This is a genomic window from Pseudomonas sp. DCA-1 (assembly GCF_046523955.1).
In the GTDB taxonomy this organism is placed as follows: Bacteria; Pseudomonadota; Gammaproteobacteria; order Pseudomonadales; family Pseudomonadaceae; genus Aquipseudomonas; species Aquipseudomonas putida_Y.
Window position 1 is genome coordinate 4,872,113 of sequence record NZ_CP169881.1, and the last position, 22,070, is coordinate 4,894,182.

A 22,070-nucleotide genomic window follows, 5' to 3' on the forward strand; every position below is an offset into this window, starting at 1 on the left:
TGTCACCAAGTTATTTACCGCGAGCATTTTCATTATCAAGCTTCAACTTAGCTACCGTACCACTATATGATTCAACGGTCCCACTTCCAAGATGCTGCGTGGTATTCAACTTGATCAATCCGCGCCAACGGCGCATAACTACCCCAATCTGTGCCTGTCTTAGCGCTACCATGTCAAATAGTTTCAGAGGCGTAAGGCCAGTCTCGATTTTAACCCCGTCCGGCTCGTACCCATTATAAAAAACATCAAGTTCAGTAGAGTGTGGAAGTTCTGCAGGCCAGCGAACAGATACATCATTCGACGCAAAAAACCGCCCAGAAAGATTATACTTGGCATGTACGGCGCTCAGCTCTTTCAGCGCAATTTCAATATCACTCATTGCACTCTCCAATATTTATCCGCATGAACCATTCAATACGCTTCTAATTCACCGTCCGGCTTGCGTTCCAGCGACGCGGGCTGGTCAAGCGCGTCTGTCACAACGATCAAAAACGCTCGATCTGTGCGTCGTCATTGCACTATAAGTACTTGGATTTGAAGTTCACTTCGATAATCATCGATGTGGTATATCGGTAAATTGGGGCGACTACAGCCCCGCAATCGCTCCTTCCATTTTTAACGATCACCCGCTCATGACACATTATTGAAACATACCTTTACAGAAAGCAGGAGCAACTGCACCTACGACATCACGCCGAAATAGCAGCCACCAAACTTTACTCTACATAACTCAAAACCGCTTTCTGCCTTCCATTTTTTTCCACGAAATTAGAATACCTGCCTCACCCAGAGACTTATTTACGTCTTCAAGCTGATCAGCCTCTACATACCACAACCACGTAGAAGAAGTTAAAGCTTCGAGTTTTCCTCGCCCCACACTCTCACCAATCCAGTCTTTCAGCACCACGCCCCCAACGTCGATCTCTAAATGCTTATTACTTATTACGTTAACGGGATAGACCATTCGCAATAGATGCTCTTTATAGCGCTCTCGCCCCTGAAATCTGCCGGGAACTTCCTTCTTGAACGCCGACGAATTTTCATACGAATACATCGTGACCATATTATTGCCAGCCGCATAACTAAATGCTTTACTTACTTTTTCGCACTTATAGATCATCCCATACGGCACAGCAATATCAGCACACACGTCTTTAATAAAACTTATCATGCCCTTTAATTCAATAAGATCACCAGAGCACTGACCATCAAAATGATAAAAGCCGCCAAAATCATTCGTAGTGTAACCGAAGGATGCAGACCATGGGATAGCACCTGCTGCCTCGTTGTATACCCTAAAAGCCGTAGCAATACCGTTGTTTATTTTCTCTTCGAGCTCGGCTATTTCTACCATTACTAAATCATGGTCACCGACATGATCCCCATCGTTCAAGTATTTAAGATAAGCCGCACCCGTTATCGACAAATGCAGACAAGCAAAATAGTGTTTGGCAAATTTCAGAGCCAGTCTAGGGGTGACGCCCTCAATACCGTACAAAGCTAACGAAATGGACATAAAATGACCCATATTCCAGTAATAAAATCATCAAACATATCCTTCATATCAGAGGCACTATATGGATGCTCTGACACCAAGATCTCGTTTTGCTTACCAAGAGGCAAGTTACTCATTGCCGTTTCATTACGCGATGTAAGCGCAGGAAGCTCTTTGCCCATACCTGCATTGGATACAAGTCCGATCATGAACTTCCCGTTAACATCAGCAGCCATAACATCTGGACGTTGAGTTAAAACACCTCGTCGGCCATCCAAGTTCAGTTAGTTCAGGCGCCCATCCGGTAGGCGCACATGATCTGTCAGGTAGTTGAGCGGGTCGTATTCACAGTCCAGTGCACTACCCTAGGTCAGCTCCTATGGAAGTCATTCGAGCAGGTCAGCACGTGGTTTATTGCGGATTACTGAGTAATTGTTCGGAGTCCCCCTAGCCCCTTGCATAAGACCCTTACAACCTTCAAATATCGCTCAATTCAGCCCATGTATCATACGAATAATTATCATCAACTTTTTCAAACGAAACACCCTTCAAGCCAGTTGCCGCTGACTTGAACCTCTCACTACAAAACAATTCCAAGGTTTCTTGGCATCTAAAAATATCCGACTGCAGCTCCGGGGAAACCACAAACCTACTTATAGCATCAATATTCATACCCCCCGTATAAATGTTACTTTCAATTTCGAGACCGGTTTCCAGATCCTTGGATGTTTCGAACACCGACTCAACCTTATCCATAGCCGCTAAACTTTCACCAGGAAGAAAAATGAAAAAGTCCCCTTGCCTACACTGCTCCTTATAGGTTATTTGCAAGGGAATAGCCTTATACTTCCCTCCAACCTTATCGCAAACCGCTAAAAATTCCCTGGAAACAAAAGTATCACCGATGCTGTAGTAATCAAACTCCAGATCCGACAACTCCATTTCTAGCCCGGACAATTGCAAAACATATTGTTTCGCTATATTTAATTCCAGCGGATTTGACTCAAACGGATCCCATTCAAATTCATTACAATTAAAAAAACCTGACAACACGATTGGACAGCCACTTTCCTGTGGGTTGTAGCGCAAAACGTAATAATTGGAACCACTCACAAAGGCCTCCCAGTGATCGCATCCACTACAAACGTATTATTTTCAGGCTTTCTCTCGCGGAACGCTGAATAGCTGGCCGTGTTCGTCGTAGCGGTATTGGGTGAGCGTTTCCACCGCTTCGTTGTTCACCACGTGCTTGAGGTTGGTCAGGCGACCCAGCGGGTTGTCGCAGTGCAGGTGCACACGGGTGCCACCGGTAGCGCTGATGTCGGTCAGCGTGCCGTCGGGCATGCGGCTGAAGAGCAGAAAGTGGCCGAGGACGTTCTCGATACGTTACGGCGCAATTCGGTGTCGGTGTCTGACACTTCGCCGAAGAAGAACAGGGTTGGTAGATGCGATACCCCGGTTGCAGGGTCACGAACGGGACTTCGCGGCCCTGGTCAGTGGCTTTAACGTGGCGATCGCCACCGTGGCCACCAGCGTAATCCCCAGGGCGGCCCCGATCAGGACGCCCCCCCAGCGCGCTGGTGTGCGATATCTCGTCGCCGAACCTGGCCGCTTCGAACATGAAGGATAACCCCTGTTCGCCAAGTTCGGACAGGCTCGCGACAGCGTCATGACCTGCCCTGATCATCAGCATCTCCCTGAAAACGCACGTCAGGTTTCAATCCACGTGCTAGGTTGCCATCCTTGAGAGCTGCCGAGTAAATAGGCTTGTGGGTCACGGTGTCAACCGTGTGCAGGCCTTGGACCTTGTGGGTTACACGCCACCTGGCGCGATATTAAAAAGCCACAAGCCAGAGAATCTCCGGGCTTTGGGAACGGGGCGCGGCACTTTGGGGTGACGCGCGCTCTGTCGATTTTCAGAAGCCTCGGTAATAGAAATCGAAGCTACCCACGTCCTGGTGGCATTTCCATGCCCCTGGACCTGGCCAACTGAGGGCTACTTGCCCTCCTCCACTGCCTTGCCATTGGCGTCCAGCACCTTGGTCGAGGGGTAGCGGTACGAAGCGTAGCGCACCACCAGGATCGAGAACGCCAGCAGCAGGATGCCGCCGCACAGGTACAGCAGCCCTTCGTCCGGTGCCTTGTGGTGCGAAACATCGCCGATCAGCAGGCGAGTGAGCGCGGTGATTGCCACGTACAGCAGGAAGCGGATCGGCATGTGGTTGGTCTTGAAGTAGATCCCCACCATCGCCCCCAGCTCCAGGTAGATGAACAACAGCAGGATGTCATCGACACTGATCCCGCCCTTGCCCAGCATGTCCAGGAACGTCACGACTGCCGCGTAGGCGGTGATGGCGCCAATGCCGAACAGCGCCAGGTAATGGAACGCCTCAACGCACAGGTTGCCCAGCGAGTCGGCCGAGCCGTGCAGGCCCTTGCGCAGTTTTTCTGCCCATTTGATGTTCACGATGTTCCATTCCCCGATACGTCTTTAAGGATGATGCGTCGCTGATGTGACGCTTGTGCCATGCAGTTAAAGGGCCAAGCCCCTGTCTTGGAAGGCGACCGATTGCCGCAAGGCACCTTGAGGCATGGCGCATTGCAGAAATGCACGGCCGTGCTTGGGGAAAAATCAGATTTAGCCCCTTCCTTGTAGGGCATTTCCCAAAGATACTCCCTGCCATTGTGGCGTTCGGGCATGCGCACTAGTCTGGGGTCGTCGCTGCCAGTCAGCGATCGGCTTTGACAGGCCGCCCTGAACTAACCACATGGCTTTGCCTTTATGGCAGCTGTCATGGGGCACCTCGTGTGCGCCGGCTTTTGGTTCTGTTCACCGGTCTGTCAACCCATGTACAGCTGCCGCCTCATTGTTTGACAGCAGGAGGTGGTGGCCCCAACTTTGAACAGGCCTTCACCATGCTGAAAATAGTTCCCGATCCACCCCATACCCCCATTCCCTCGAAGACACCCTGATCCAGGCCACCGACTACGCGTTGTGCGCAGCTACCGTGGTGCATCAGGCGTTGCTGCTTCAGCCCAAGTCACCGGTTTCGATCCTGATGATGACCTCGATGCATGAACTGGAGGCGCTGCGGGCTCTGCTTGAGTCGGCACTGGTTCAGGTGCAGATGCCCGCTGAGCACAGGACTTCGCACTAAGGCTGGTTAATGCGCCGGGAGGGCCGGCCTCTTCGCGGGCTCCCACAGGATCACCACAGTCTTGAAGACTTGCACAGTACCTGTGGGAGCCTGTGGGAGCGGGCATGCCCGCGAAAGGGTCGGCCCAGGCACTAGAGAAACTTCAGGGGATTGAACAATGACAACAGAAGACACCCAATTCACCGTCGGCAAGACCACTTTCTATCAAGGCGAAAACAGCACCCATCCACTGTTCCGCATCGAGCCCGGCATCCCCTGCAGGGACGCCCGCGAGCAGTCGTCGGAATTGATGGGCTATGTGCGGGAGTTGACCATCACAGGCCTGATGGAGGAGAGGCCCATGATGATCTGGGCGGCCCATTATCTGAGTGCCATGGCCAAGGCGCTGATGGATGATGCCGAGTTGGGTATGAAGCCGTGAGGATTTCGCTTCAGGTTTGGTGAAGGCCTCTATGTGTTTGCCGCAGCAGTTTCAGCGCCTGTGAGATCGAGCGCCGCCCGCGCGGCGCATCGCGAGCAAGCTCGCTCCTACATTTGTTTCGGGCCAGTATCGCCTGTGCCTACGCGCGCGACCGCCCTGTTTGTCCCCCACGATATCGAGGTGAGCGCCAAGGGGACGTGCGCGTCTGCGCCAGGAATAATTGGCCCGAAACAAATGTAGGAGCGAGCTTGCTCGCGATGCGCCGCGCGGGCGGCGCTCGATCTACGCAACACCGCAAAAACCAAGGCAGGCGCCTTGCCGCCCTGACACAATCGGCCGTAGCCCCCCACAGAAAAGCTTGACCGCCAACAAAGCATCTACATCTACAGCGCATGCCTTGAGCCAGACTGCTTTCCTTGCGATCACGTGCCTGACGCAAAATCCAGCCGTTAACGCCCCCGTAGGAGCGGGTTCACCCGCGAATAGGCCGGACCTGCCGGCCAATATCCCCCCGCCATTCACCGTCGCAGCCGCCACCGCATTCGCCCGGTCTATACCACGCTACAATTTCTGCTTGCGCACCAACCAGCATTGCCATTACTGTATATAGATACAGTAAATCGCAACACAACCAGCAAAAAGGCATAGAGGTGATGAATGGCCGTCGAAGTGGTGTACCGCAGCAGCCGCGACCCGGAGCGCTTGTTCATGGATAAGGCCGAAGCAGACCGTCACGACAAAATGCTCGAACTGGCCGAGCGCCTGGCAGAAGTACTGCACAAGGCGGTGCCGTCGCTGACTGAGCAGCAGGTCGAGGAAGCCGGTATCTACATGGCAAAGAACCGTGACGTGTTCGCCCGGGCGTTCAAAAGCCAGCCGGATGCGTTGGCCGAGTTGCTTGAGGATGCTGCTGCCGAGTGATCTGAAGGTGCGGGAGCGGGTTTGCCCGCGAAGTGGTCAGCAACACCATCATCAACTTCAGCCATATAACAACCGCTCCGCCAACATCTGCGCCACCCTTGCCGGCGAACGCTTTTCCGCCTGCGCATGGCCAAACACTTCAGTCAGCCGTGAAGGGATCCGCGCCAGGTGCGCAGTAATTGTGCGCTGGTCTTCGCCACGGTGGGTGAGTGCCACATAGATCAGCCCACCGGCATTGATCACGTAGTCAGGTGCATACAATATGCCGCGCGACTCCAGTTGGTCTGCCACCTGCAAGGTAGTCAGCTGGTTGTTGGCTGCCCCCGCCACTGCCGCACAACGCAGTTGCATCACACTCTGCCCGTTCAGTACCGGGCCCACGCCGCAGGGTGCAAAAATATCGCAAGGGGTACTGATCAACGCATCGTTGGTCACCGGTTTGGCATCGAACTGCTCCATCGCCAGCCGCACCCGCCCCGGGTCCAGGTCGCTGACCAGCAGTTCCGCGCCCACCGCATGCAATTGCTCCGCCAGTGCATAACCGACATTGCCCAACCCCTGCACCGCTACCCGCAAGCCTCTTAGGTCATCGCTGCCCAGCCGGAACGAGGTAGTGGCACGTATGCCTGCGAATACCCCCATCGCCGCATGCGGCGATGGGTCGCCCGAGGCAGTGGTGCTGGTCACATAGGGAGTGCTGTGGGCAATGCAGTCCATGTCCAAGGTGGAGGTGCCACTGTCCACGGCAATGATGAAGCGCCCATTCAAGGTATCGATGAAGCGGCCAAAGGCTTCGAACAGCGCGGCGCGGTTTTCCACATGGGGGTTGCGCATGATCACCGCTTTGCCACCCCCCATCGGCAAGCCGGCCAGTGCTGCCTTGTAGCTCATGCCCTGAGCCAGGCGAATAGCGTCGGTCATGGCGCTTTCGTCATCGGCGTAAGGCAGGTAACGGCACCCACCCATGGCCGGGCCCAACTGCTCACTGTGGATTGCCACAACGGCTTTCAGGCCCGTAGGCGGGTCATTGAACAAGTGCAGTGACTGGGTACGGGTGCTTTGCATCAGCGCGAACATCGACCGGCTCCCCTACGAGGTGCTCCTTCCAGTATAGGCACGGCCTCGGCGTTGACGCCGCCGCCGGACCACTGGACGAAACCGCGCGCCACGGCTAATACTCAAGCGTGTGTGGAGATGCCCCATGAAGCCACGTCAAGCCTGCCTGGCCTGCCTGGAACGCGAGCCTGTCGACCTGCTGGAAGCCGCATTGTGGATTGCCGCCGAGCACGACCCTGGTGTCGAGCCCGCGGCCAGCCTTGCTGCGCTGCACGACCTGCAGCGCGAGATAAGCGCCAACCTGCCGATGCTTCCACTATGCGAACTGGCCCAGCCACTGCTGCGCCAGCTCAATGCGCTGGGCTTTCAGCAAGATGAATACCACCCCTTGCGCCCGCATGCAGCAATGATGGACAAGGTACTGCAGCGCCGCCGGGGCCAACCCCTGACACTGGCCATCCTCGCTCTGGAACTGGCCAGGCGCCTGTCCATACCGCTGGAGGGTGTGGGCTTCCCTGGCCATTTCCTGCTGCGCGTGCCGGGTGCAGACCACCTGCTCGACCCCTGCGGCGGCCGGCGCCTATACCCCAGCGACTGCCGAGAGTTGCTGGCGCGCCAGTTCGGCCCGCACCAGGCGCTGACAGCAGAGCACCTGCGCAGCGCCAGCCCGCTGCAAATGCTGCAACGCCTGTCACGCAACCTGCGCCAGCTGCACATCAGTAACGACAACCACTTGGCGGCGTTGATCGATGCAGAGCGGATCATGCTGTTGGGCCCGGTGCAGGTGAGCGACTACATGACCCGCGCCTCGCTCTACCATCATCTGGATTGCCCGCAGGCCGAACGCTTCGACCTGGAGCATGCGTTGCTACTGACGGAAGACCCGGTCCAGCGCCTGAAGCTGTCCGAGCGAATCGGCAAGCTTCCGGCGGCGAACCGCTCACTTCACTGAGCCGGGCTGTCCGGCTGCTGGGCGGGGTGGGCCTTGGCGAACGCCGGGTGCGCGGCCGCCAGTGCGGCAACCCGCAGGATGCGTGGAAAGCTGCCGAGGTCGATGTTGAAGCGTTCGGCCGCGTACAACTGCGGGATCAGATACACATCCGCCAACCCAGGTGTTTCACCAAAGCAGAAACCGTGATCGCCAATCAGTTGCTCCACTGCCGCGAGCCCTTGGCTGATCCAGTGGCCGATCCACTGGTTGACCTGCCCCTCGTCCTGACCGGCCTGGCGCAGCCGGTTGAGTACGCTGACGTTGTGCAGCGGATGAATGTCGCAGCCAATGATGGCCGCCACACCCCGTACCTTGGCCCGTGCCTCGGCTGTGGCTGGCAGCAACGCAGGCTGTGGATAAACCTCTTCCAGGTACTCGATGATCGCCGGCGACTGCACCAGCACCTCACCACCGTCGGTGCGCAAGGCCGGTACGCGGCCCTGCGGGTTGACGGCTACATAGCCCTCGCCGCGCTGCTCACCCTGCAGCAGGTTGACCGGCAGGGACTGGTAAGCCAGCCCCTTCAGTGCCAGGGCAATGCGCACCCGGTAGGACGAGGTGGAACGGTAATAGGTGTACAGCTCCATACCCCTGCCTCCTCAGTTGGCTGCGATGACCGTGCCGCGGCATTCACCGAAACCGATGCTGGCCACGCCGTCACGTGTGCAGCGGGCACGCAGGATGATTTCGTCGCCGTCTTCGAGGAATTTACGCACCTCGCCGCTGGCCAGCTCGACCGGCAGTTTGCCGCCTTCGGTGATCTCCAGCAGGCTACCGAACGAACCCGGCGTGGCGCCCGACAGCGTGCCCGAACCGAACAGGTCACCCGGCTGCAACTGGCAGCCGTTGACGCTATGGTGCGCCACCAGCTGCGCCACGGTCCAGTACATGCTGCGGGTATTGCTCAGGGTCAGGCGGTGCGGGGCAATGCCCTGCTCGCGCATGCGCTCGGTCAGCAGCAGCACTTCGAGTTCGATATCGAATGCACCGCTGGCCTGGTCGCGCTTATCCAGCAGGTACGACAGTGGCTGGGGGTCGCCTTCCGGGCGGGCCGGCTGGGCGCAGCGGAACGGCTCCAACGCTTCGGCGGTGACGACCCAGGGCGAAATGGTGGTGATGAAGCTCTTGGACAGGAACGGCCCCAGTGGCTGGTATTCCCAAGCCTGGATATCGCGCGCCGACCAGTCGTTGAGCAGGCACAGGCCGGCTACGTGCTCGGCGGCATCGCCTATCGGAATTGCCTGGCCCATGTCATTGCCCTGGCCAATCCAGATACCCAGCTCCAGCTCGTAGTCCAGGCGAGCGCAAGGGCCGAAGCTCGGCTCGGTGTGCCCGGCCGGCAGGGTCTGGCCCTTGGGCCGGCGTACGTCGGTGCCGGACGGGCGGATGGTGGAGGCGCGGCCGTGATAACCGATCGGCACGTACTTGTAGTTGGGCAACAGTGGGTTGTCGGGGCGGAACAGCTTACCCACGTTCTTCGCATGCTCGATGCCAACGTAGAAATCGGTGTAGTCACCGATCTGCGCCGGCACATGCAACTGGCAGTCGCTGGCCGGGAACAACGCCGGATTCAAGGCCGCCTGGTGTTCGCTGTGCTCACCAAGCAGCACCTGCAAACGCTCGCGCAGGGCTACGCGGGCATTGCGGCCCAAAGCGAAGAATGCGTTCAAAGACCCGCCGCGGGTGGCTTCAACGGCGGCCTTGGCCGCCCCATCGAACAGACCAGCGGCCAGCACCGCCTCCAGGTCGAGGATCGCGTCGCCGATCGCCACGCCGCAGCGCCTGGCTTCACCCGGCCGGCTGAAGATGCCCAATGGCAGGTTCTGCAGCGGGAAGTCGCTGTGCCCGTTGGCGTGCTCGACCCAACTACGGGCATTGGCAGTGTGGTTCATGGGTTATCTCCGGTTCGGGTTGAAGGTGCTCGGCAAGGTCGCCCAGCAACTATCGTAGTCGGCCTGCAATTGCGGGCACTCAAGGGCTTGCAGGCTCGGGCGCAACACCTGGCTGGTCTCGAACATGAAGGCCATGGTGTTGTCGATCTTGTGCGGCGCCAGATCGGCGGCAATGGCCTTTTCACAGGTTTCGGCGTCGGGGCCATGGGCACTCATCACCCCGTGCAACGAGGCACCACCCGGCAGGAAGCCCTCGGCCTTGGCGTCGTAGGCGCCATTGATCAGGCCCATGAACTCGTTCATCAGGTTGCGGTGGAACCATGGCGGACGGAAGGTGTTCTCGGCCACCATCCAGCGTGGCGGGAAAATCACGAAGTCCATGTTGGCCATGCCATGCACGCTGGTGGGCGAGGTGAGCACAGTGAAGATCGAGGGATCCGGGTGGTCGAAGCTGACCGTGCCGATGGTGTTGAAGCGGCGCAGGTCATACTTGTACGGCACGTTGCTGCCATGCCAGGCCACAACGTCCAGAGGCGAGTGCTGCAGCTCGCAGGCCCAGTGTTCCCCCAGGAACTTCTGTACCAGTTGCACCGGGCCTTCGGCTTCTTCGTAGCGGGCCACGGGCGTGAGGAAGTCGCGGGGGTTGGCCAGGCCGTTGCTGCCGATCGGGCCCAGGTCCGGCAGGCGCAGCGGCGCACCGTGGTTTTCCGCGATATAGCCACGTGCCTGGCCGTCGAGCAGTTCGACGCGGAACTTCATGCCACGTGGGATCACCGCAATTTCCAGCGGTTCGACCTCCATCAGGCCCAGTTCGGTGGCGATGCGCAGGCGGCCCTGTTCCGGCACCAATAGCAGCTCACCGTCGGCGTTGAAGAACACCCGTTCCATGGACCGGTTGGCGCAGTAGATGTAGATGCTCACGCCAGCCGGTTTTTCCGCGGCGGCGTTGGCAGCCATGGGCAGCCAACCTTCGATGAAATCGGTCGGTTCAGCAGCAATCGGCTGCGGGCTCCAGCGCAGGCGGTTGGGGTTGATGCTACCCAGGGGCCCGCCGAGCGGCTGGCGCGCCAGGCGCTCGAAGCGTGGGTGCAAGGCAGAAGGCCGAATGCGGTATAGCCAGGTACGGCGCAGCTCGCTACGGGTCATGGTGAACGCCGTGCCCGACAGCAGCTCGGCATACAGGCCATACGGGGCCTTCTGCGGGGAGTTCTGCCCGACAGGCAGCGCCCCAGGCAATGCTTCGCTGGCGAATTCGTTGCCGAAGCCGCTCAGGTAGTGAAGGTCGGGCGACGTGTCGCGGTTCATCGATGCCTCCGGATTTTGTTTTTATCGTAATCAGATTACGAATAACGTAATTTGCTCCGCTCAAGGCGTCAAGCTATAAAGGCGACACGATAAATCCGGAACCTCCCCTCCCATGGCCAAAGCCAACTCCCCCACCGACACCGGCAAGCAGAAGGTCCGCTCGGCGGAAGTCGGCACCGACATCCTCAAGGCCCTCGCCGAACTCTCACCCTCGACTTCACTATCGCGCCTGGCCGAACACGTGCAGATGCCTGCGAGCAAAGTGCATCGCTACCTGCAGGCGCTGATTGCCAGTGGTTTTGCCGAACAGGATGCGGCCACCAACCATTACGGGCTGGGGCGTGAAGCATTGCGGGTGGGGCTGGCGGCGCTGGGCAGCATCGATGTACTCAAGGTGGCGGGGATGCCGTTGTCGCAGTTGCGAGATGAACTCAACGAAAGTTGCTTCATCGCCGTGTGGGGCAACCAGGGGGCCACGGTGGTAAGCATTGAACCTGCCGTGCGCGCGGTCACCGTGGTGACCCAGATCGGTTCGGTGCTGCCGTTGCTCAGCTCGTCCACCGGGCTGGTATTCGCCGCTTACCTGCCCGAGCGAGAAACCCAGGAACTGCGCGACAGGGAACTGGCCGCTTTGCAACAAACCGCCAGTGACTACCACACACTGCTGGCCGGCATCCGCGAACAGGGCCTGCACCATGTGCATGGCCTGCTGATGCCGGGGGTGGATGCGCTGTCGGCGCCGGTATTCAACGCCATGGGGCAGATCGCCGCGGTGATGACCGTGGTCGGGCCGACGTCGATCTTCCATGCCGATGAACATGGGCCGGCGGCGCAGCGCCTGCTCACGGCCGCACGAACCGTGAGCTGGCGCATGGGTTACGCGGGCAACCCACACTGCGCTTCGACGTCTAGCGTTTCCTCCTCGACCAGCCAGAGCAGTTCCTGAGAGAAACCGTCATAAAGGGCGGGCGCCACCTCGCTCACCAAATCGCCGTAGTCATCGCATAGCCGCCCGATCACACGCGAGAAGGCCGTGGGCTGCGACACCTCTGCCCGGGAAAGCACGGTGATGTATTTCTGCGCGGCACCGAGCCGTACCAAGCCCCCCGTGGAAGCCACCGTTCCTGCCCCCCCCGCCGCGAACGACAGCAAGGCGGCCGAACGGTAGCCATCGCTCCACGCGATGGCCCCGGTAACGCAGGACCTGGCCGCACAGAACAGCCCGACGGCCATGGCCGCCAGCGGAAACGGCACGCTGAGGATGCCGGCCAGTACGATCTCCCACTCCACCAGGTGCGAGATATCCTGGCCGGTAGCCGAAGTAATGCGGGCAAAGCCGGAAAAGGTGTAATACGTGGGGTGCCCTTTGATGATGGTCTGCTTTCAGCAAAGGCAGGGACGAGTTCACGGGCAGCGCGCGCGCGTTCAGTATCGAACCAGCAACCGCTGGCCAGGCTGTAGATCAGAAAATCCGCAGGTGCGTCCGGGTTCTGTTCGAGTGAACGGATGAGAAAGGCAATAGCGCAGGGAAGCTTACCCAGCACTTGGCACTGTTGCCCGAAACGTAAAGGTGAATGTCGACAGAAGCTATTTTTCCAGACGGATCAAGCGCTTATTCTTAACTCACTGGCCGGCTTGAAGGGCTCTCCCCCCCGCCTTTCAAGCCTGCTAGGTTCACCGACGTAGATTTTGAAGCTCCTTGATCTGACGTCTCGATTGGCCGCTGCGGCTTGCAGCGGCCTTTTTTTTGATGTCTGAAAATGCATCCTGCCCGTCAGGTGGCTGTCACTCTCATCAGCGCAAAGGCCTCGTCATGACCACGCCACTTTCGGCGGGTAATAGCTCAGCGGCCGCTCACGAAAGGCCAGGTAGTGGCGCAGTACCTGCACTGGCGCTTCCGTATGCGGGTAATGGCCAATGCCCAGTAACTGCACGGTGTCCGGCTCCGGCACCAGTTGCCGGTAGCGCTCAAGCATGTGCGCGCCGGAAAGCGGGTCGACAATGCCATTGATCAAGCGCAGCGGCACGCCTTTACGTTGCATCGCCCCTACCCAGCGTTCGCGGTGCAACCTGCGCTCCGGCATGTAGCCCACCAGCTTGTGCAGGATGCGCGTGCCCCGGTTGGCAGCGATCAGGCTCCAGAAGTCATCCAGCGCGCTTTCACTGGGATGGGTGCAGGGGCCGTAGACCTGCATCACATTGCGCACCAGGTCGTCACGCCCGAACGAGCGCCCGACCAGCCAGCCAAACCGGCTGAGCAGCAACTTCTGGATCAGTAGCATGCGGCAGCTTTCGGGGAACAGCCCGCTGTTGAGGAACACACAGCTGCCAATGTCGGCACGCTGCTCATGGTGTCGCGCCAGCAGTTCCTGAGCCACGCTGCCGCCGTAGTCGTGGGCCAACAGATGCACTGGCTGCGCGACCTGCAGATGGGCAAGCAATGCCTGCTGCAGGTCTGCCTGCTCCATCAGGCTGTAAGTGTGATCGACGGGCTTGTCCGAATCACCAAAGCCAAGCATGTCGCAAGCGATCACCCGGAAACGTTGGCTCAGAGGGCCCCACAGGTAGTGCCAGTCCCAACTGGCGGTGGGGAAACCGTGTAACAGAAGCAGAGGCTCTCCTTGCCCTGCGGTCCAGTAGCGGATGCTCTGGCCCCGGAAGATGAAACTCTGTGCCCGGGTACGCCAGACGCACAATGGAATCTCGGCCATAGGCATCAGAAGGGTCCCGGTGTTGTGGTGTTGGCGGAATAGGGCAAGGCTGCGTTCATTGCATGTCACCTCGGCACTTACATGTGCTCTCTATGTCGAGGCAAAGTCTAGCCAGCAGCCCATTGGCTGGAACTTGCGTTGCCAGCCAGCTTGATGACTGAGCGAGTCAGTGGCACGAACGGTCAGAGGAGCAAGGCCAACAAGGGGGCCGCGAACAGGTTGAGTAGCCCGGTCAGGACCATCACCAGACCGGCCACCGAGCCTTCCTCACGGCCCACTTCCTGCGCCCGGCTAACCCCGGCACCATGCGCGCCAACACCGAACAGCGCACCTCGTGCCAGCGGCGTACGCAGCGGCAACCAACGCAACAGCACACCGCCGAACATGGCACCGAGCACGCCGGTGAACATCACGAACACCGCGGTCAGTTCTGGCACCCCACCCAGGTCGTGGGCCAAGGGCATGGCAAATGGCGTGGTGATCGAGCGCGGCACCAGCGACAGGCTGGTTGCGCTGTCCAGCGCCAACAGGTGCGCCAGCCCCCAGGAGCTGGCGATCGAGGCACTGCTGCCAGCGACCATGCCCACCATCAAGGCCGGCCAGTGGCGCGCCAGCATGGCCCGCTGCTGCCAGATCGGCACCGCGAAGGCTACGGTCACCGGGCCGAGCACGCTCATCAACCAGTGGGTGTTGCGCGCATACTCGGCATAGGCTGTATGCAGTGGCACGGCCACAGCCAACAGCAACACCGGCACCAGGATCAACGGTGACAGCAGGTAGCGTTTGCTACGCCGGTACAACCAGCGGCTGCCCAGGTAAGCCAGCAAGGTCAAGGCCAACCAGAACAGCGGCATGGGTTCAAGGCTCATGGCGCAACCTCCAGCGGCACACCAGCTCAACGGTCATGGCGGTCACTATCATCACCATCAGCGTGCTCACGGCGATCACCAGCAAGATGCGCCAGCCCTCATCACGGATCAGTGAGCCATAGTCGAGCAGGCTCATCAGCGCTGGGATGAAGAACAACAGCATCTCAGCCATCAGCCAGCCAGCACCCAATTGCAGCATGGCCGGTTTGAGCACACCCGAAGCGAACAGTATCAACAGCAGTGCCAGGCCCATCACACCACCGGGGATCGGCCAGCCCAGCCAACTGGCAATCTGGCCACCTAACAGGAACAGCGCACAGAGAACCGCCAGCTCGACAAGCAGGCGCAGGGCTTTTTTCAATAATGCAGATTTCATGGCGGGGTTCCTCGACAGGCCCTCATTTTAAGATTTGGCTGCCTAGGCCAGAAGCGAATTGTTAGACTGCTCACCATTCCAAAATGGAATCCTAAGCATGGAATTCAAACAACTGCGCAGCTTCATCGAAGTGGTCCACCGTGGCGGTTTTACCCAGGCGGCACAGACCCTGCACATCAGCCAGTCGGCCGTGAGCAAGCAAGTGGCCCAGCTTGAGCAAGATGTGGGCCAGCCGCTGCTGGAGCGCCAGGCTTCGCAACTGCACTTGACCGCTGCCGGCCGCATCGTGCTGGAGCGTGGCGAAGCCTTGCTGCGTCAGCGCCAGGCGCTGCTCAACGAGCTGGACGATCTCAGCCAGATGGAGCGTGGCGAACTACGCCTGGGCTTGCCGATGCTTGGCAGCGACACGTTGTTCGCCGGCTTGTTCGCCGAGTACCGGCGGCGTCATCCGAACATCGCCATCCAGCTGCTGGAAGGCGGCAGCCGCAGCATCGAACAGGCGGTCAGAAGTGGCGAACTGGAACTGGGCGGCTGTTTGACGCCTACCGACGAGGCATTCGACTACCAGCCTTTCTGCAACGAACGGCTGGATGCGTTGCTGCCGGCTGGCCATGCCTTGGCGGGCCTGGACGCTGTGGCCCTGGAGCAACTGGCCGATACACCTTTTCTGCTGTACCAGCGCAGTTTTGTGCTCAACGACCGGCTGCTGAAGGCGTGCCAGCAGCAGGGTTTCACCCCCAAGGAAGGCGGACGCAGCGGGCAGGCGGATTTTTTGGCAGCGCTGGTTGCAGCGGGCCAGGGCGTGGTGATGCTGCCCCGGGTAGTGGCAAAAGCGCTGGAGCGCCCCGGGGTGGTGCGTGTGCCGTTGAATACGCAGGAAGATTTGCGCTGGGACATCGCGTTTATCTGGCGACGCGGCGCCTACCTGTCACGGGCAGCGCAGGCGTGGCTGGCCTTGTTGCGCGAGCCGCACAGCTAACACGCCTGCACAGGTGCCGGTTCAGGCTTTCAGTGCGCTCGCCAACTCAGCCAGCCAAGGCTCGGCATCCGCTTCCGGGGTCACCGTCTCGCTCGCATCCAGGCGCAGCATTGGCTGCACTTCGCGCACGCCCAGTTCGGCGAACAGCTCACGCATCTGCTCGCCACCACCGCAATAGGTATCGCCATAACTGGAGTCGCCCAGCGCGATCACCGCGCCAGGCAAGCCACGCCAGGCTGCGGGCAGTGTGTCACGAATGGTGCTGTACAGCGGCATGAGGTTGTCCGGCAGCTCACCCATACCGGTGGTCGAGGTCACGGCCAGCAAGGCGTCGGGGGCGAAACCCTGAAGATCCTGAAGGGTGGCACGCGCAGCATGCCAAGCCTCGAAACCCGCCGCCTTGAGCAGCGATTCAGCGTGACGGGCGACTTCTTCGGCGGTGCCATAGACCGAGCCGGAAATAATGGCGACTTTCATCGAGTAGAGGATTCCGAAACTGAGTGAAAAAGTAGGATACTAGCATTCAACGCTGGCAAAAGGCCGCCCTTACCAAAGTCGCCATCTTCCGTTTTCCTTCACCTATGGCCCGGACATGATCAACGCGCAATTGCTGCAATCGATGGTCGATGCGTCCAATGACGGCATCGTGGTTGCCGAACAGGAAGGCGACGACACCATCCTAATCTACGTGAACGCCGCTTTCGAATGCCTCACTGGCTACAGCCGTGACGAGATTCTCTATCAGGATTGCCGGTTTCTGCAGGCTGACGACCGTGACCAGCTTGGCCGCGCACGTATCCGCAAGGCCATGGCCGAGGGCCGCCCATGCCGCGAAGTGCTGCGTAACTATCGCAAGGATGGCAGCGCCTTCTGGAACGAGCTGTCGATCACGCCGGTGAGGAGCGACTTCGACCAGCGCACTTACTTCATCGGCATCCAGAAAGACGTCAGCCGCCAGGTCGAACTGGAACGGGAGCTGGCAGCACTGCGCGCTCGTCCGAAACCCGACGAACGCGCCTGAACCAAGTTCGCCACGCACGGTCAATTCCGTTGAAGAAATCGCCACCACCGAGTTCGATCATGCAAGCAGACGCGCTCCTGACCCAGGACGAGCTGGATTTCATACAGAATATGCAGCACTCGCCGCAACTGAACCTGGCTGACACCATGTCGAGCCTGCTGGTCAATGGCGACCGCCGCATACAAAGCTTGCTCACCCGGTTGGTGGCTAATGAGCAGGTGACCTTACAGGCCCAGTTCAACAACCAGCAGATCAGTTTCCCGCTGCAACTGGTAGAGGACGAGTTCCACGCCCTGCACCTTCAGCTGGGCTCACCGGAAATCTACGAAGACGGCCCCATGCTGCGCCCATGGCGTCTGTCGATGGACCAGCCGAGCGCACTGCTTGATGCCCATGACGAGGCAAGCGGCCTGTGGGTACGCGAAATTTCCTTCAAAGGTGTACTGCTGGAAGTCCGTGATTTGCCAACAGCACCCGCCCGCTTCGAGCTGCGCTTCGCCCCGGGCGGCATCACCCCGATCGAACTGCATGGTGTGTTGGGCCGGCGCATCGGCACGGACCTGGCTGCCTACGACCTCGGCCAAAGCCCAGCCGAAGAAATCGAACGCCTGCGCGACTACATCCTCCAGGCCCACCGCCGCGCCCACCCCGAGCTGCACACTCAGGTATCGAGCTGACGGGCCAGAAACTGCCGCAAGCGCTGGCGCATCACACTGCCCTGCGCGCCCAGGCAGGCTACAGGGCTGCCAGCCAGGTTGTCCTGTACCGCTTCCGCCGCTTCACCGGCCAGTAACAATGGGCATTCCAGCATCGATGCCAGGCGCTTGAAGTGCCGGGCGAGTTCTGCTGTGGGCGATTGATGGGAAAACAGCACCAGGGCGTCCGGCTTCAGCCGTTCGCAGACCAGCGCAAGCTCTTGCAGCGGCTGCCCGTTCGCCAACGGGATCACGCGTGTTTCATCGTTACCCAGGATCAGGCTGGTTACCAGCAACTCAAGCTCATGGCACTGCCCCGGCAATGGCGCCAATAGCACGGTGCGGTTACACGGTACACGGGCCAGCTGCAAGCGGGCGAAAACCCGACCGCGCAGGAACTGGTCATAGAACAGCCATTCGCTGGCCTGCCCGTAGCCGCCTTGCCGGACTACCATGTCATGCCACACTGGCATGAACACATCGGCGAACACCTGGTCCAGGGTGCTGGCCGCGAACACCTCGTCATAAAGGCGATTCAGGCCCGCCACGTCGAAGTGCTGTACCGCCAGGCGAATCTGGTTTTGCCAGCGCAGGCAGGCGTCCACCGCGCCGCCAGCCTGCCCGGAGAGGGCATCGCCGCGAGCCAGAATACTGCCGACCTTGCTGATCGCCACGCCGCGCTCCAGCCACCCAAGGATACGGCGGATTTCATTGATATCAGCCTGGGAATACAGGCGGTGACCACTGTCGGTGCGGATGGGCTGAATCAGTCCATAACGGCGTTCCCAGGCACGAAGGGTCACGGCGTTGACACCGGTCAAGCGTGACACTTCACGAATCGGAAATAACTCCTGCTGCTCGAAGCTTGCATCGATCAACGGTTTACGTCCCTGTTCGCTCATCTGCACAAAATACCCTGAGTGCGAAAAAACCGAACGTATAGCTTACTACGACTGTGCTGTTCTGTTGATGCCACCGTTTGCCAGCAGATAGTTTGCCGAAGATCGCAACTGCGCGATAATGTGCGCCCGATTCTTGCATGCACGACTGCGTCGCCCACCACCCCGGGCCACACAGCCAAAGGGCCAGCTACCCGCCAGCCCCGTTGCCAGGAGATACACGATGTCTACCCCACCCGTTACCCTCATGGTGTCGCGCCGCGCCGCCCATGGCCGCTACCAGGACCTGCTGGCCTGGCTGCACGAAGGCGAACAGCTGGCCACCGACTTCCCTGGCTACCTCGGCTCGGGCATCCTTGCCCCGCCCAGGGATGGCGACGAATTTCAGATCATCTTCCGCTTCAGCGACGAGCCGACCCTGCATGCCTGGGAGCACTCCGCCTCTCGCCGCGCATGGTTACAACGCAGCAACGGCCTGTTCGAACGCCCCAAAGAGGCGCGTGTCAGCGGTATCGACGACTGGTTTGGCACCAACAAGGTGCAAAAACCGCCACGCTGGAAGCAGGCCGTGGCTATCTGGCTGGCGTTTTTCCCAGTCTCGCTGGCCTTCAACCTGTTGTTCGGCCATTGGTTGACGGCACTCGACCTCGTGCCCCGGGTACTGCTCAGCACCCTGGCCCTGACGCCGGTGATGGTGTACCTGTTCATCCCGCTGTCCACCCGCCTGCTATCCAGTTGGCTGCAGGCCTCCCCGGCCACTGCCGGCGCCTTGCGCAGCCGCTGAGGCTAGGCCATACAACAGGGAAACAGTTCGGGTATGCTGGGTGGCAACCAACGGACAGACAAGTTGACCACCCCGAACATGAACAGCCCCATTCTCGTTACCGGAGCCAGCCAGCGTGTCGGGCTGGCCCTGGCCCTCGAACTGGCACAGGCCGGCCATACGGTGGTCAGTGCCAGCCGCAGCATCCAGCCACAGGCAGCCCACCCCAACATCGTGCAGTTTCAGGCCGACCTGTGCCACGCGGGCGACCGCCAGGCGCTGATCGATCACCTGCACGACCGTTACGACGGACTGCGCGCCATCATCCACAACGCCTCGCTGTGGCTCGACGACGGCCTCGACAACCTCGAGACCATGTTCCGCCTGCACGTCGAAGCGCCCTACCACCTCAACCTGGCCTTGGGTGACCTGCTGGCCAAGGTGGAAAAGGCCGACATCATCCACATCTGCGACGAAACCTCTTCGCGCGGCAGTAAAAGCCACATCGGCTATGCCGCCACCAAAGCCGCACTGCAGAACATGGTGCTGTCATTCGCCGAAAAATATGCGCCCAAGGTGCATGTGAACGGTATCCTGCCCGGGCTGCTGATCCTCAAGGAAGGGGGGGACGAAGCCTACCGCCAGCAAACCCTGAAAAAGGCCCTGCTGGAATTCGAACCCGGCGCCGGCCCGCTGATCGAGACCGTCAAGTACCTGCTCGCCAGCCAGTACAGCACCGGCAGCCAGGTGGTCATCAACGGTGGCCGCCACCTGAAGAACCGCATGACTTGAGAGAAGACCATGACCCCACAACAACAGCTTGAGCTCGAGGCCGCCGCATTCCGGCGCCTGGTCGAACACCTGCAAAAGCGCACCGATGTACAGAACATCGACCTGATGAACCTGTCCGGTTTCTGCCGCAACTGCCTGTCCAAGTGGTACAAGGCCGCCGCTGACGAGCGTCAGCTGGACCTGAGCCTGGATGATGCCCGCGAAGCGGTGTACGGCATGCCCTACGCCGAGTGGAAAGCCCAATACCAGAAAGAAGCCAGCGCCGAACAACAAGCGGCGTTCGAAAAAGGAAAAACCTCGTGACTGATCTGAATACCCTGCGCGCAAGCCTGGCCAGCGGCCAACATGCATTTGCCGATACCTTGGCGTTCATTGCCGACAATTACAGCTACCAGCCGCAGGCCTTCAATAACGGCGGCGTGGAGAATGCGGCAGGGCAGAACGAAGGTTCGTGCAAAACCCTGGGCCTGGCCTTGCTTGAAGGGCTGAGCGACCAGGAAGCGCTGCTGGCCTTCGGCGAGCACTACCGTGATGTGGTGGCCACGCCTGAGGGTAGCGACCATGGCAACATCCGTGCGCTGATCAAACACGGTCTGGCGGGTGTGAAGTTTGCTGCGCAGCCGCTTGCGCGCAAGGCTTGAGATTACCGGGGCCGCTTTGCGGCCCCACGATCCAGCGCCCACCATCAATCGATAATGGTGCCAGGCCCCCCACCTTCCAGCCTCCCCTGCCGCAACCACTGCAAGGCCACCGGCCACAGGTTTTCGCGAAACCGGTCATGGAAGAACGCGAAATGGCCAATTTCCTCGACCGAGATATCCACAGGTGCAATGCGCAAGTGCTGGCGCTCGGCACTTTGCAGATAACCCAATAAACGCTCGGTTGCCGCTACGGTCCCGAAAGGGTCGTCAGTCAGACTGATGGCCAGCGTCGCCGCACGTACCTGGGCGAACGGTAGCGCCGCCAACGCCCGCCCGCTGGGGCGGTGCTCATAACGCGGGGTACGTGTGGTCCAGTCAAGCACCACGCCGGATGGCGTGTCCTCCAGCCAACCCAGGCGCTTGCCGGGAAAGTAGCCGAATACCCGGGTCAGCAGCGGCATGACCACATGCCACTTACCGAACAGTTGCCAGCGTTGGCTGGCCGCGTAGTCGCGCCAGTAAGCGAACTGCGCGCCGACCATCACGACCCGACGTATCTGGCCAGCCGACGGTGCCAGGCCTACTGCACAACCGCCGAAACTGTGCCCTACCACGTCCACCGGCTGACCTGGGAAATGCTCTGCCGCATGCGCCAGCATGGCTTCGAAATCCAGCCGGCCCCAGTCGCTCCAGGAGGCCTGGAACCCGCGCAGCGACGCAGGCCGGGATTCGCCGATGCCACGGTAGTCATAGGTCAGCACATCGCAGCCGTGGGCGAACAGGTAGTCGGCAAAGCGGGCGTAATAGCGGCAGCGTACCGAAGTGGCAGCGTTGATGATCACCAGCGGGCGCTTGGGGTCAGGTTGGGCGTGACGCCAGCAGAAGCCGCCGAGGCTGTATCCGTCGGCCGCAGGGTGGCGAAATGGGGTAGCGGGTTGGATGAGGCTACTCATGGCGCATTTCCTGTCGTTGTGCGCCAAAACTAGCAAAGATTTTGTAGCCTGTACCGGCCTCTTTGCGGGTGAACCCGCTCCTGCAGGGGGAGAACCTGTGGGAGCGCGCTTGCCCGCGAAGAGGCCGGTACA

26 protein-coding genes and 3 pseudogenes are annotated in these 22,070 nt (G+C 60.0%); 12 read left to right on the forward strand and 17 right to left on the reverse strand.

Annotation, left to right across the window (positions count from 1 at the left end; all coding sequences use genetic code 11):
- Positions 1-10: 10 nt before the first annotated feature.
- The 6 genes and pseudogenes from ACE4QZ_RS22955 to ACE4QZ_RS22980 all read right to left on the reverse strand — a co-directional run bounded on the left by ACE4QZ_RS22955 (position 11) and on the right by ACE4QZ_RS22980 (position 3,962).
- Positions 11-379, reverse strand: a complete 369-nt coding sequence (locus tag ACE4QZ_RS22955) for a hypothetical protein (RefSeq protein ID WP_135192690.1) — start codon at positions 377-379, stop codon at positions 11-13.
- A 351-nt stretch (positions 380-730) separates the two neighbouring features.
- Complete coding sequence (locus tag ACE4QZ_RS22960) at positions 731-1,516, reverse strand: hypothetical protein (protein ID WP_101196266.1); 786 nt, start codon at positions 1,514-1,516, stop codon at positions 731-733.
- Positions 1,501-1,704, reverse strand: coding sequence for a hypothetical protein (locus ACE4QZ_RS22965; RefSeq protein ID WP_135192689.1), 204 nt, complete (start codon positions 1,702-1,704; stop codon positions 1,501-1,503). The genes ACE4QZ_RS22960 and ACE4QZ_RS22965 overlap by 16 nt, the downstream gene beginning before the upstream one ends.
- 268 nt (positions 1,705-1,972) lie before the next feature.
- On the reverse strand, positions 1,973-2,608 hold the full coding sequence (locus ACE4QZ_RS22970) for a hypothetical protein (RefSeq protein ID WP_028697470.1): 636 nt from the start codon (positions 2,606-2,608) through the stop codon (positions 1,973-1,975).
- 60 nt (positions 2,609-2,668) lie between these two features.
- Positions 2,669-2,928, reverse strand: a pseudogene (locus ACE4QZ_RS22975) (hypothetical protein); the annotation flags it as partial.
- A gap of 563 nt (positions 2,929-3,491) precedes the next feature.
- Positions 3,492-3,962, reverse strand: a complete 471-nt coding sequence (locus tag ACE4QZ_RS22980) for a phosphate-starvation-inducible protein PsiE (protein ID WP_003251685.1) — start codon at positions 3,960-3,962, stop codon at positions 3,492-3,494.
- Between the two features lie 449 nt (positions 3,963-4,411).
- On the opposite strand from ACE4QZ_RS22980, the pseudogene ACE4QZ_RS22985 reads away from it, so the two are divergent.
- The 3 genes and pseudogenes from ACE4QZ_RS22985 to ACE4QZ_RS22995 all read left to right on the forward strand — a co-directional run bounded on the left by ACE4QZ_RS22985 (position 4,412) and on the right by ACE4QZ_RS22995 (position 5,995).
- Positions 4,412-4,653: pseudogene (locus tag ACE4QZ_RS22985) on the forward strand (hypothetical protein).
- Positions 4,654-4,810: 157 nt separating this feature from the next.
- A complete protein-coding gene (locus tag ACE4QZ_RS22990; RefSeq protein ID WP_021784266.1) occupies positions 4,811-5,074 on the forward strand; it encodes a DUF3077 domain-containing protein in 264 nt (87 codons plus the stop codon).
- A gap of 657 nt (positions 5,075-5,731) precedes the next feature.
- A complete protein-coding gene (locus tag ACE4QZ_RS22995; RefSeq protein ID WP_021784267.1) occupies positions 5,732-5,995 on the forward strand; it encodes a YebG family protein in 264 nt (87 codons plus the stop codon).
- Between the two features lie 57 nt (positions 5,996-6,052).
- Here the strand turns inward: ACE4QZ_RS22995 and ACE4QZ_RS23000 are convergent, their stop codons facing one another.
- Positions 6,053-7,072 (reverse strand): Leu/Phe/Val dehydrogenase, encoded by a 1,020-nt coding sequence (locus tag ACE4QZ_RS23000; RefSeq protein WP_021784268.1) that lies wholly within the window; start codon positions 7,070-7,072, stop codon positions 6,053-6,055.
- Between the two features lie 124 nt (positions 7,073-7,196).
- Between ACE4QZ_RS23000 and ACE4QZ_RS23005 the strand changes: the two genes are divergently transcribed.
- The gene (locus ACE4QZ_RS23005) at positions 7,197-8,003 is read left to right on the forward strand and encodes a SirB1 family protein (protein ID WP_021784269.1); all 807 of its coding nucleotides are present in this window, start codon (positions 7,197-7,199) and stop codon (positions 8,001-8,003) included.
- Here the strand turns inward: ACE4QZ_RS23005 and maiA are convergent.
- From maiA to hmgA, 3 genes are read right to left on the reverse strand one after another with little or no spacing between them, the layout of a single operon-like run.
- A complete protein-coding gene (gene maiA, locus ACE4QZ_RS23010; protein ID WP_103463059.1) occupies positions 7,997-8,629 on the reverse strand; it encodes a maleylacetoacetate isomerase in 633 nt (210 codons plus the stop codon). The genes ACE4QZ_RS23005 and maiA overlap by 7 nt on opposite strands.
- Before the next feature lie 12 nt (positions 8,630-8,641).
- Positions 8,642-9,934, reverse strand: coding sequence for a fumarylacetoacetase (gene fahA / locus ACE4QZ_RS23015; RefSeq protein ID WP_021784271.1), 1,293 nt, complete (start codon positions 9,932-9,934; stop codon positions 8,642-8,644).
- Positions 9,935-9,937: 3 nt separating this feature from the next.
- Positions 9,938-11,239: a homogentisate 1,2-dioxygenase gene (hmgA, locus tag ACE4QZ_RS23020; protein WP_021784272.1), complete on the reverse strand. Its 1,302-nt coding sequence runs from the start codon at positions 11,237-11,239 to the stop codon at positions 9,938-9,940.
- A gap of 112 nt (positions 11,240-11,351) precedes the next feature.
- On the opposite strand from hmgA, the gene ACE4QZ_RS23025 reads away from it, so the two are divergent.
- Complete coding sequence (locus tag ACE4QZ_RS23025) at positions 11,352-12,185, forward strand: IclR family transcriptional regulator (protein ID WP_021784273.1); 834 nt, start codon at positions 11,352-11,354, stop codon at positions 12,183-12,185.
- Here the strand turns inward: ACE4QZ_RS23025 and ACE4QZ_RS23030 are convergent.
- The 4 genes and pseudogenes from ACE4QZ_RS23030 to ACE4QZ_RS23045 form a co-directional block, all read right to left on the reverse strand.
- Positions 12,116-12,532 (reverse strand): annotated as a pseudogene (locus ACE4QZ_RS23030) (hypothetical protein); the annotation flags it as partial. The gene ACE4QZ_RS23025 and the pseudogene ACE4QZ_RS23030 sit on opposite strands and share 70 nt — an antisense overlap.
- 518 nt (positions 12,533-13,050) lie before the next feature.
- Entirely contained in the window at positions 13,051-13,956 is a 906-nt protein-coding gene (locus tag ACE4QZ_RS23035) for an alpha/beta fold hydrolase (protein WP_021784275.1), read from the reverse strand.
- Positions 13,957-14,132: 176 nt separating this feature from the next.
- Positions 14,133-14,819, reverse strand: a complete 687-nt coding sequence (locus ACE4QZ_RS23040; RefSeq protein ID WP_021784276.1) for an LrgB family protein — start codon at positions 14,817-14,819, stop codon at positions 14,133-14,135.
- Entirely contained in the window at positions 14,809-15,195 is a 387-nt protein-coding gene (locus tag ACE4QZ_RS23045; RefSeq protein WP_021784277.1) for a CidA/LrgA family protein, read from the reverse strand. Before ACE4QZ_RS23045 ends, ACE4QZ_RS23040 begins: the two co-directional genes overlap by 11 nt.
- A 97-nt stretch (positions 15,196-15,292) precedes the next feature.
- Between ACE4QZ_RS23045 and ACE4QZ_RS23050 the strand changes: the two genes are divergently transcribed.
- A complete protein-coding gene (locus tag ACE4QZ_RS23050) occupies positions 15,293-16,174 on the forward strand; it encodes a LysR family transcriptional regulator (RefSeq protein WP_021784278.1) in 882 nt (293 codons plus the stop codon).
- Between the two features lie 21 nt (positions 16,175-16,195).
- Here ACE4QZ_RS23050 and ACE4QZ_RS23055 read toward each other — a convergent pair whose 3' ends face one another.
- Positions 16,196-16,651 carry a flavodoxin gene (locus ACE4QZ_RS23055; RefSeq protein WP_021784279.1) on the reverse strand — a complete coding sequence of 152 codons (456 nt, stop codon included), beginning with the start codon at positions 16,649-16,651 and terminating at the stop codon, positions 16,196-16,198.
- A 115-nt stretch (positions 16,652-16,766) separates the two neighbouring features.
- On the opposite strand from ACE4QZ_RS23055, the gene ACE4QZ_RS23060 reads away from it, so the two are divergent.
- Entirely contained in the window at positions 16,767-17,195 is a 429-nt protein-coding gene (locus ACE4QZ_RS23060) for a PAS domain-containing protein (protein ID WP_021784280.1), read from the forward strand.
- Between the two features lie 59 nt (positions 17,196-17,254).
- Positions 17,255-17,872, forward strand: coding sequence for a hypothetical protein (locus ACE4QZ_RS23065; protein ID WP_021784281.1), 618 nt, complete (start codon positions 17,255-17,257; stop codon positions 17,870-17,872).
- Here the strand turns inward: ACE4QZ_RS23065 and ACE4QZ_RS23070 are convergent.
- Positions 17,857-18,792: a MerR family transcriptional regulator gene (locus ACE4QZ_RS23070; protein ID WP_021784282.1), complete on the reverse strand. Its 936-nt coding sequence runs from the start codon at positions 18,790-18,792 to the stop codon at positions 17,857-17,859. The genes ACE4QZ_RS23065 and ACE4QZ_RS23070 overlap by 16 nt on opposite strands.
- 220 nt (positions 18,793-19,012) lie before the next feature.
- On the opposite strand from ACE4QZ_RS23070, the gene ACE4QZ_RS23075 reads away from it, so the two are divergent.
- From ACE4QZ_RS23075 to ACE4QZ_RS23090, 4 genes are read left to right on the forward strand one after another with little or no spacing between them, the layout of a single operon-like run.
- On the forward strand, positions 19,013-19,573 hold the full coding sequence (locus ACE4QZ_RS23075) for an antibiotic biosynthesis monooxygenase (RefSeq protein WP_410480194.1): 561 nt from the start codon (positions 19,013-19,015) through the stop codon (positions 19,571-19,573).
- Positions 19,574-19,606: 33 nt separating this feature from the next.
- On the forward strand, positions 19,607-20,344 hold the full coding sequence (gene folM / locus ACE4QZ_RS23080; RefSeq protein WP_021784284.1) for a dihydromonapterin reductase: 738 nt from the start codon (positions 19,607-19,609) through the stop codon (positions 20,342-20,344).
- A 9-nt stretch (positions 20,345-20,353) separates the two neighbouring features.
- Positions 20,354-20,647, forward strand: coding sequence for a DUF1244 domain-containing protein (locus ACE4QZ_RS23085; RefSeq protein WP_003251648.1), 294 nt, complete (start codon positions 20,354-20,356; stop codon positions 20,645-20,647).
- Entirely contained in the window at positions 20,644-20,985 is a 342-nt protein-coding gene (locus tag ACE4QZ_RS23090) for a HopJ type III effector protein (protein ID WP_021784285.1), read from the forward strand. The genes ACE4QZ_RS23085 and ACE4QZ_RS23090 overlap by 4 nt, the downstream gene beginning before the upstream one ends.
- A 44-nt stretch (positions 20,986-21,029) precedes the next feature.
- Here the strand turns inward: ACE4QZ_RS23090 and ACE4QZ_RS23095 are convergent, their stop codons facing one another.
- On the reverse strand, positions 21,030-21,938 hold the full coding sequence (locus ACE4QZ_RS23095; RefSeq protein ID WP_021784286.1) for an alpha/beta fold hydrolase: 909 nt from the start codon (positions 21,936-21,938) through the stop codon (positions 21,030-21,032).
- Positions 21,939-22,070 lie beyond the last annotated feature (132 nt).